Source organism: Streptomyces sp. NPDC001231, from assembly GCF_042896885.1.
Classification (GTDB): Bacteria; Actinomycetota; Actinomycetes; order Streptomycetales; family Streptomycetaceae; genus Streptomyces.
Window position 1 is genome coordinate 266,788 of sequence record NZ_JBIAXS010000006.1, and the last position, 9,324, is coordinate 276,111.

Annotated in this window: 6 protein-coding genes and 1 pseudogene; 5 read left to right on the forward strand and 2 right to left on the reverse strand. The window is 70.5% G+C overall.

Going from position 1 to position 9,324, the window contains the following annotated elements; genetic code table 11:
* Positions 1-33 precede the first annotated feature (33 nt).
* A complete protein-coding gene (locus ACFY3J_RS10325) occupies positions 34-747 on the forward strand; it encodes a hypothetical protein (protein WP_390840703.1) in 714 nt (237 codons plus the stop codon).
* 72 nt (positions 748-819) lie between these two features.
* Here the strand turns inward: ACFY3J_RS10325 and ACFY3J_RS10330 are convergent, their stop codons facing one another.
* Both ACFY3J_RS10330 and ACFY3J_RS10335 read right to left on the reverse strand, forming a co-directional pair.
* Complete coding sequence (locus tag ACFY3J_RS10330; RefSeq protein WP_384186486.1) at positions 820-2,871, reverse strand: TIM-barrel domain-containing protein; 2,052 nt, start codon at positions 2,869-2,871, stop codon at positions 820-822.
* Positions 2,872-2,940: 69 nt separating this feature from the next.
* The gene (locus tag ACFY3J_RS10335) at positions 2,941-3,954 is read right to left on the reverse strand and encodes a LacI family DNA-binding transcriptional regulator (RefSeq protein ID WP_384186484.1); all 1,014 of its coding nucleotides are present in this window, start codon (positions 3,952-3,954) and stop codon (positions 2,941-2,943) included.
* A 349-nt stretch (positions 3,955-4,303) separates the two neighbouring features.
* On the opposite strand from ACFY3J_RS10335, the gene ACFY3J_RS10340 reads away from it, so the two are divergent.
* The 4 genes and pseudogenes from ACFY3J_RS10340 to ACFY3J_RS10355 form a co-directional block, all read left to right on the forward strand.
* Positions 4,304-6,244 (forward strand): acyl-CoA dehydrogenase family protein, encoded by a 1,941-nt coding sequence (locus ACFY3J_RS10340; protein WP_384186481.1) that lies wholly within the window; start codon positions 4,304-4,306, stop codon positions 6,242-6,244.
* A gap of 207 nt (positions 6,245-6,451) precedes the next feature.
* A complete protein-coding gene (dxr, locus tag ACFY3J_RS10345; protein WP_390840704.1) occupies positions 6,452-7,714 on the forward strand; it encodes a 1-deoxy-D-xylulose-5-phosphate reductoisomerase in 1,263 nt (420 codons plus the stop codon).
* 8 nt (positions 7,715-7,722) lie between these two features.
* Positions 7,723-9,015, forward strand: coding sequence for a M50 family metallopeptidase (locus ACFY3J_RS10350; RefSeq protein WP_384186650.1), 1,293 nt, complete (start codon positions 7,723-7,725; stop codon positions 9,013-9,015).
* Between the two features lie 171 nt (positions 9,016-9,186).
* Positions 9,187-9,324: pseudogene (locus tag ACFY3J_RS10355) on the forward strand (4-hydroxy-3-methylbut-2-en-1-yl diphosphate synthase); the annotation flags it as partial.

Sequence of the window (9,324 nt, forward strand, 5' to 3'; positions counted from 1 at the left end):
GCAACTCCCCCCACCCATGGAAGGGATACCACCATGGCAACACGCACCCGGAGCAGGCTCTCCACGGCGCTGCTCGCGCCCGCCCTCGCCCTCGGCGCCACCGTCGGCCTCGCCTCCGCCCCCGCCCAGGCCGCCGTCTGGAACTCCTGCGACCAGTGGGGCAACACCACGCTGAACGGCTACACGCTGTACAACAACATCTGGGGTTCCGGAACCGGCAGCCAGTGCATCTGGGCCAACTCCGGCACCAGCTGGGGCGTGTGGGCGAACCACCCCAACACGGGCGGCATCAAGTCCTACCCGAACGCCAAGAAGGTGGTCAACAAGCCGATCACCTCGCTCGCCTCGCTCACCAGCGCCTACAACGTCACCGTCCCGTCCTCCGGCGCGTACAACACCTCGTACGACATCTGGGACACCGGCTACAAGTACGAGGTCATGCTCTGGGTCAACAAGACCGGTGCCGTCGGCCCGCTCGGCAGCTCCCAGGGCAGCGTCACCCTCGGCGGCTCGACCTGGAGCGTCTACAAGGGCAACAACGGCTCGAACGACGTCTTCTCGTTCATCCGCAGCTCCAACTCCAGCTCCGGCACGGTGGACATCCTGCCCATCCTGAAATGGATCAAGGACACCAAGGGCTGGTTCGGCAACGTGACCATCGGGGACGTGCAGTTCGGCTACGAGATCACGTCGTCGTCCGGCGGGCTGGACTTCACCACCAACAGCCTCACGGTCAGCAGCAACTGACCCGGGGCCCATGAGTGTGCGGCCGGTCCCGCATAGGGGAGGGACCGGCCGCACGTCCGCGTCCGGGCCGCGCTACCCGGCGACCGGCAGCTCGGCGCCGTCCCGCAGGAACAGCGGGATCCGGTCCAGGGGAGCGTCGACCGTCACGGCCGTACCGCCCGCGTACTCCCGCCCGGTCCACGCGTCGGTCCACCGCGCGCCCGCCGGGAGGTACGCGGTGCGGGCCGTGGCCCCGGCCGTCAGCACCGGGGCCACCAGCAGATCCCGGCCGAGGAGGTAGGCGTCGTCCGCCGTCCACGCCGTCTGGTCCGCGGGGAACTCCAGGAACAGCGGCCGCATCACCGGCAGCCCCTCCTCGTGGGCCTCCCGCATGACCTCCAGCACGTACGGCTTCAGGCGCTCGCGCAGCCGCAGGTACTTCTCCAGGACGGGGTACGCCCGCTCGCCGTACGACCAGACCTCGTTGGGGCCGCCGGTCATCTCCGGGCCCAGCGGCATCCCCGGGTCCCGGAAGCCGTGCAGCCGCATCAGCGGGGACAGCGCGCCGAACTGGAACCAGCGCACCAGCAGCTCCTGGTAGGCGGGGTCGTCCGGGTCCCCGCCGTGGAAGCCGCCGATGTCGGTGTTCCACCAGGGGATCCCGGACAGCGCGGTGTTCAGGCCGGCCGCGATCTGGCGGCGCAGGGTCGCGAAGTCGGTGCCGATGTCACCGGACCACAGGGCGGCGCCGTGCCGCTGACTGCCCGCCCACGCCGAGCGGTTGAGGGTGATCACCTCGTCCACGCCGGCGGCGCGCAGGCCCTCCTCGAAGGCGCGGGAGTTCTCCGCCGGGTAGAGGTTGCCGACCTCCAGACCGGGGCCCGCCCAGTAGCGCAGGTTCTCGGCGAAGCCCGGCTTCAGCTCCGGCTCGCAGGCGTCCAGCCAGAACGCCGTGATGCCGTACGGGTCCAGATAGTTCTCCTTGATCCTGGACCACACGAACGCACGAGCCTCGGGGTTGGTGGCGTCGTAGAAGGCCACCTGTACGGTCGAGGCGACCTGCTTGTCCGGCCAGTCGGCGTGCGCCATCGGACCGTACTGCGTGCCGATGAAGTAGCCGCGCTGCTCCATCACCGGGTGGTTCTCGCTCAGCGGGGACACCGACGGCCAGACGGACACCACCAGCTTGATGCCGAGGTCCGCCAGCTCGCGCACCATCGCCGCCGGGTCCGGCCACTCCTCGGGGTCGAACTTCCACTCACCCAGGTGGGTCCAGTGGAAGAAGTCGCAGACGATCGCGTCGATGGGCAGGTTCCGCCGCTTGTACTCCCGGGCCACTTCGAGGAGTTCGTCCTGGGTGCGGTAGCGCAGCTTGCACTGCCAGAAGCCGGCCGCCCACGCGGGCAGCATGGGCGTACGGCCGGTCACCGCGCTGTAGCGGCGCTGGGCGTCGGCCGGGGAGCCCGCGGTGATCCAGTAGTCGATCTGGCGGGCGGAGTCCGCCACCCAGCGGGTGCCGTTCCCGGCCAGCTCCACGCGGCCGATGGCAGGGTTGTTCCACAGCAGGGTGTAACCGCGGCTGGAGGTGAGCACGGGGATGGTCACCTCGGCGTTGCGCTGGACCAGGTCGACGACCAGGCCCTTCTGGTCCAGCCGGCCGTGCTGGTGCTGGCCGAGGCCGTACAGCCTCTCGTCGTCGTAGGCGGAGAAGCGCTGCTCCAGGCGGTGGTGGCCGTTGCCGACGGCGGTGTAGAGCCGGGGGCCGGGCCACCAGAAGTGGGCGCGCTCCTCCGCCAGCAGTTCCGTGAGGTCGTCCGTGCGCAGGAAGCGGATCAGGCCCGTGGCGTCGACGTCGACCGTGAGCGCGCCGACGGTCAGGCGTCCCCGGCCGTCCTCGATCTTGACGGTGCTCTCGGTGGCCGGCGCGTGGGCGAGGAGCGCGCCGGGCAGGTCGTCCAGGACCGGGCCCCCGAGCCGGGCGCGCACCCGGACCGCGTCCGGCCCCCACGGCTCTATGCGTACGGTCTCCTGGCGGCCTCTCCACTCCAGCACGCCGTCCCGGTCGCGGAACGTGCCGACCGTGGGGGAGGACTGGGCGAGGCTGACCGGGCCGTGCGGGGGCTGGGTCTCGGCATGCTGGTTCACGAGTGCTCCTTGAAGGAGTGCGTGGGGGCGGAGGCGTCCTGGGCGGGCCGGGGTCGGAGCGGACCGGTGTCAGGAGCCGGAGGGAACCGGCCCGGAACTCGCCCGGACCGTCAACTCGGGCGCGATGAGCACCACTTCGTCCGTGCCGTGCCCGTCGAGCTTGGCCACCAGGCGCGCGACCGCGTGCCGGCCCATCTCCTGGGCGGGGATGCCCACCGAGGTCAGGCGCACCGAGGCCTGGACGGCGACCTGGTCCGGGCAGATCGCGACCACCGACACGTCCTCGGGGACCGCGCGGCCCTGCTGGCGCAGCAGGGCGAGCAGGGGTTCGACGGCGGACTCGTTCTGCACGACGAAGCCGGTGGTGCCCGGGCGCTCGTCGAGGATCCGGGCCAGGGTCACCGCCATCGCGTCGTACCCGCCCTCGCACGGGCGGTGCAGCAGGCCCAGGCCCAGCTCGCGAGCCCGGGAGCGCAGACCGTCGAGGGTGCGTTCGGCGAAGCCGGTGTGCCGTTCGTAGACCGCGGGAGCCTCGCCGATGACGGCGATGTCACGGTGCCCGAGCAGCGCCAGATGCTCCACGCACAGCGCGCCCGTCGCACCCCAGTCCAGGTCCACGCAGGTCAGGCCGGTGGTGTCGGCGGGCAGCCCGATCAGGACCGACGGCTGGTCGGTCCCGCGCAGCAGCGGCAGCCGTTCGTCGTCCAGTTCGACGTCCATCAGGAGCATGGCGTCGGCGAGCCCGCTGCCGGTGACCCGGCGCACCGCGTCGGGGCCCTCCTCACCGGTGAGCAGCAGCACGTCGTAGCCGTACGTGCGGGCGGTGGTCGCCACGGCGATGGCGATCTCCATCATCACCGGCACGTACATGTCGGTACGCAGCGGGATCATCAGGGCGATGATGTTGGACCTGCTGCTCGCCAGGGCGCGGGCGCCCGCGTTCGGGTGGTAGCCGAGTTCCCGGATGCTCTCCTCGACCCGCTGCCGGGTGCTCGCGGAGATGGACCGCTTGCCGCTGAGGACGTAGCTCACCGTGCTCGCCGAGACTCCGGCGTGCTGGGCGACCTCGGCGAGGGTGACCATCCAGCTCTCCAAGCTTTGTGAAGCGCTTCGACAGTGCGCGGTGCTGACATCGGGGTGTGAGAGTGGTTCGACAGTAACCCCGGCGGAGGTGGGTGTCCATAGCCTGTCGAAGCGCTTCGATTGTTTTCTTCCCCAGGTTCGGAGCTGGGCCATCCGAACGGAGTACACGAGTGGTCGTCACGCCCCGCACACATGATGCTGGGGTGGCATCACACCGAAACAGACGGTGGACTGCGAACGTCCGTGCGCGTGGGGTGGTGGGTCCGCCCGGTATCGGGTACATACGATCCAGTAGCACCGGTCGGTAACGTACCGCCCCCACATCCCTATTCGCGGCGAGGTGAGCCTCATGTCCGCACCAACGTCCAACAAGCCCACTGTCACCGAGCGCGAGGCCCGCCAGGTGGCGGAGGCCGCCCGGGAGCAGGACTGGCGCCGGCCCAGCTTCGCCAAGGAGCTGTTCCTCGGCCGCTTCCGGCTCGACCTCATCCATCCGCATCCGCTGCCCGCCCCCGACGACGCCCAGCGCGGCGAGGAGTTCCTCGCCAAGCTCCGCGACTTCTGCGAGACGAAGATCGACTCGGCCCGCATCGAGCGCGACGCGCGGATCCCGGACGAGGTCGTCACCGGGCTCAAGGAGCTCGGCGCGCTCGGTATGAAGATCGACACCAAGTACGGCGGCCTCGGCCTGACCCAGGTCTACTACAACAAGGCCCTCGCCCTGGCCGGCTCCGCCAGCCCCGCGATCGGCGCGCTGCTCTCCGCGCACCAGTCGATCGGTGTGCCGCAGCCGCTGAAACTCTTCGGCACCCAGGAGCAGAAGGACACCTTCCTGCCGCGCTGCGCCCGCACCGACATCTCCGCCTTCCTGCTCACCGAGCCGGACGTCGGCTCCGACCCGGCACGCCTGGCGACCACGGCGGTCCCGGACGGCGACGACTACATCCTCGACGGCGTCAAGCTGTGGACGACCAACGGGGTCGTGGCCGACCTCCTCGTCGTCATGGCGCGCGTGCCGAAGTCGGAGGGCCACCGGGGCGGCATCACCGCCTTCGTCGTCGAGGCCGCCTCCGAGGGCATCACGGTGGAGAACCGCAACGCCTTCATGGGCCTGCGCGGCATCGAGAACGGCGTCACCCGCTTCCACCAGGTCCGAGTCCCGGCCGCTCACCGCATCGGCGCCGAGGGCCAGGGTCTGAAGATCGCCCTGACCACCCTGAACACCGGCCGGCTGTCCCTGCCGGCGATGTGCGCGGGCGCGGGCAAGTGGTGCCTGAAGATCGCCCGCGAGTGGTCCGCGGCCCGCGAGCAGTGGGGCAAGCCGGTCGCGCAGCACGAGGCGGTCGGCTCGAAGATCTCCTTCATCGCGGCCACCACCTTCGCGCTGGAGGCGGTGCTCGACCTGTCGTCCCAGATGGCCGACGAGAACCGCAACGACATCCGCATCGAGGCCGCCCTCGCCAAGCTCTACGGCTCCGAGATGGCCTGGCGGATGGCCGACGAACTGGTCCAGATCCGCGGCGGCCGCGGCTTCGAGACGGCCGCGTCCCTCGCCGCCCGCGGAGAACGCGCGGTGCCCGCCGAGCAGATGCTGCGCGACCTGCGCATCAACCGCATCTTCGAGGGCTCCACCGAGATCATGCACCTGCTGATCGCGCGCGAGGCGGTCGACGCCCACCTCTCGGTCGCCGGCGACCTCATCGACCCCGACAAGAGCCTCTCGGACAAGGCGAGGGCGGGCGCGAACGCGGGCGTCTTCTACGCCAAGTGGCTGCCCAAGCTGGTCGCGGGCCCGGGCCAGCTCCCGCGCTCGTACGCCGAGTTCCACCCGCCCGGGCACGTCGACCTCTCCGGCCACCTGCGCTACGTCGAACGCCACGCCCGCAAGCTCGCCCGCTCCACGTTCTACGGAATGTCCCGCTGGCAGGGCCGGATGGAGACCAAGCAGGGCTTCCTCGGCAGGGTCGTCGACATCGGCGCCGAACTGTTCGCGATGAGCGCGGCCTGCGTCCGCGCCGAGCTCCTGCGCACCCACGGCGACCACGGCCGCGAGGCCTACCAGCTCGCCGACGCCTTCTGCCGGCAGTCCCGCATCCGCGTCGCCGAGCTCTTCGACCGTCTGTGGACCAACACCGACGACCTCGACCGCAAGGTCGTCAAGGGTGTCCTCGGCGGCGCCTACACCTGGCTGGAGGAAGGGGTCATCGACCCGTCGGACGACGGCCCCTGGATCGCGGCGGCGGACCCCGGCCCGAGCGGGCGGGAGAACGTGCACCGGCCGATCAGGTGACGGCCGGCCGACGGCCCCGACACGCGGTACGGCCACCTGTCGGCGGACTCCACCGGCCGCCCGGAGGCATCGGCCACCGGGCGGCCGACCGCGTCCGCCGCCGAGGGCGCGCCGCGCCGCGTCCCCGGCGCGGCGACCGGCGACTCACTCCCCCTCCGGGAGGGACGCGCTGTCCGTTCGGGGAGCCGCTGCCGCCACAATGGGGGGATGAGCGACAGTCCAGCCCCTCTCGCCGACCCGCACCTCGTCTTCGACCCCGTCGCCGGGGACGGGCCCAAGGACGTGGTGGTCCTCGGGTCCACCGGGTCCATCGGCACCCAGGCCATCGACCTCGTACTGCGCAACCCGGACCGCTTCCGGGTCACCGGGCTCTCCGCCAACGGCGGACGGGTCGGTCTCCTCGCCGAGCAGGCGTACCGGCTGCGGGTGCGGACCGTCGCCGTGGCCCGCGAGGACGTCGTACCGGCCCTGCGCGAGGCGCTCGCCGCGCAGTACGGGACGTCCGAGCCGCTCCCCGAGATCCTCGCCGGACCGGACGCGGCGACCCAGCTCGCCTCCTCCGACTGCCACACCGTCCTCAACGGCATCACCGGCTCCATCGGCCTCGCCCCGACCCTCGCCGCCCTGGAGGCGGGCCGCACCCTCGCGCTCGCCAACAAGGAGTCGCTCATCGTCGGCGGCCCGCTGGTCAAGGCGCTCGCCAAGCCCGGTCAGATCATCCCGGTGGACTCCGAGCACGCCGCCCTCTTCCAGGCGCTCGCGGCGGGGACACGGACCGACGTGCGCAAGCTGGTCGTCACCGCGTCCGGCGGGCCCTTCCGCGGCCGGACCAAGGCCGAGCTCGCCGACGTCACCGTCGAGGACGCCCTCGCCCACCCGACCTGGGCGATGGGTCCGGTGATCACGGTCAACTCCGCCACCCTGGTCAACAAGGGTCTTGAGGTCATCGAGGCACACCTGCTGTACGACATTTCCTTCGATCGCATTGAGGTCGTCGTGCATCCGCAGTCGTATGTCCACTCGATGGTCGAGTTCACTGACGGATCCACCCTCGCCCAGGCGACGCCCCCCGACATGCGCGGGCCCATCGCCATCGGCCTGGGCTGGCCCGAACGCATTCCGGACGCCGCGCCCGCCTTCGACTGGAGCAAGGCGTCGACCTGGGAGTTCTTCCCGCTCGACAACGAGGCCTTCCCCTCCGTGGGGCTCGCCCGGCACGTGGGCCGGCTCGCCGGCACCGCCCCGGCCGTGTTCAACGCGGCCAACGAGGAGTGTGTCGACGCGTTTCTGCGCGGCACACTGCCCTTCAACGGGATCATGGAGACCGTGACACAAGTGGTCGAGGAACACGGCACACCCCGCACGGGAACTACGCTGACTGTGCCGGACGTCCTCGAAGCGGAGACCTGGGCCCGCGCCAGGGCCCGGGAACTGACAGCGCGGACGGCGACAGCGGAGGCGCGTGCATGACGTCCTTGATGATGATCCTCGGCATAGTCGTCTTCGTGGTGGGCCTGCTGGTCTCGATCGCGTGGCACGAGCTGGGGCATCTGTCCACCGCCAAGCTCTTCGGCATCCGAGTGCCGCAGTACATGGTGGGATTCGGCCCGACGCTCTGGTCCCGCAGGAAGGGCGAGACGGAGTACGGCATCAAGGCCATCCCGTTCGGCGGCTACATCCGCATGATCGGCATGTTCCCGCCGGGCGACGACGGCCGGATCACCGCGCGCTCCACCTCGCCCTGGCGCGGCATGATCGAGGACGCCCGCTCGGCGGCCTTCGAGGAGCTCGGCCCCGGTGACGAGAAGCGCCTGTTCTACACACGTGCCCCGTGGAAGCGGGTCATCGTGATGTTCGCGGGCCCCTTCATGAACCTGATCCTCGCGGTCGCGCTGTTCCTGACCGTCCTCATGGGCTTCGGCATCTCGCAGCAGACGACCACCGTCAGCTCGGTCTCCCAGTGCGTCATCGCGCAGAGCGAGAACCGCGACAACTGCAAGAAGACCGACGCCCCGGCGCCGGCCGCGGCCGCGGGCCTGAAGGCGGGCGACAAGATCGTCTCCTTCAACGGGGTGAAGACCGACAACTGGAACCAGCTGTCCGACCTGATCCGCGCCAACCCCGGCAAGGAGGCGTCGATCGTCGTCGACCGCAAGGGCCAGGACGTCACCCTGCACGCGAAGATCGCCACCAATCAGGTCGCCAAGAAGGACTCCCACGGCCAGATCGTGCAGGGGCAGTACGTCAGCGCCGGATTCCTCGGCTTCAGCGCCGCCACCGGCATCGTCCGCCAGGACTTCGGCCAGTCCGTGACCTGGATGGGCGACCGGCTCGGCGAGGCCGTCCACTCCATCGCGAGCCTGCCCGGCAAGGTGCCGGCCCTGTGGAACGCGGCCTTCGACGGCGCTCCCCGCCAGCCCGACTCCCCGATGGGCGTGGTCGGCGCGGCCCGCGTCGGCGGCGAGATCTTCACCCTGGACATCCCGCCCACCCAGCAGCTGGCCATGGCCCTGATGCTGGTCGCCGGCTTCAACCTCTCCCTGTTCCTGTTCAACATGCTTCCGCTGCTCCCGCTGGACGGCGGGCACATCGCGGGGGCGCTGTGGGAGTCGCTGCGGCGGAATCTGGCGAGGGTCCTGCGCCGGCCGGACCCGGGTCCGTTCGACGTGGCGAAGCTGATGCCGGTGGCCTACGTGGTGGCGGGCGTCTTCGTCTGCTTCACGATCCTCGTCTTGATCGCGGACGTGGTTAACCCGGTCAAAATCTCTTAGCGGACCCCTGACGAAGGCGGCCGGACGGATCTCCCGTCCGGCCGCATTCCATTGAGTGGGTTTTGACGGGTGGGATGTGCTGGGGCACATGGACGTGCCGTAATCTCGATGCCTGGAGCCCGCCGCTGAACGAGGCCGGACCTTGATCCACGACTTGGGGTTGCACAGCAGATGACTGCGATTTCTCTCGGCATGCCGTCCGTTCCGACCAAGCTCGCCGAGCGCCGCAAGAGCCGGCAGATCCAGGTCGGCTCCGTGGCGGTGGGCGGGGACGCGCCGGTGTCGGTGCAGTCGATGACGACGACGCGT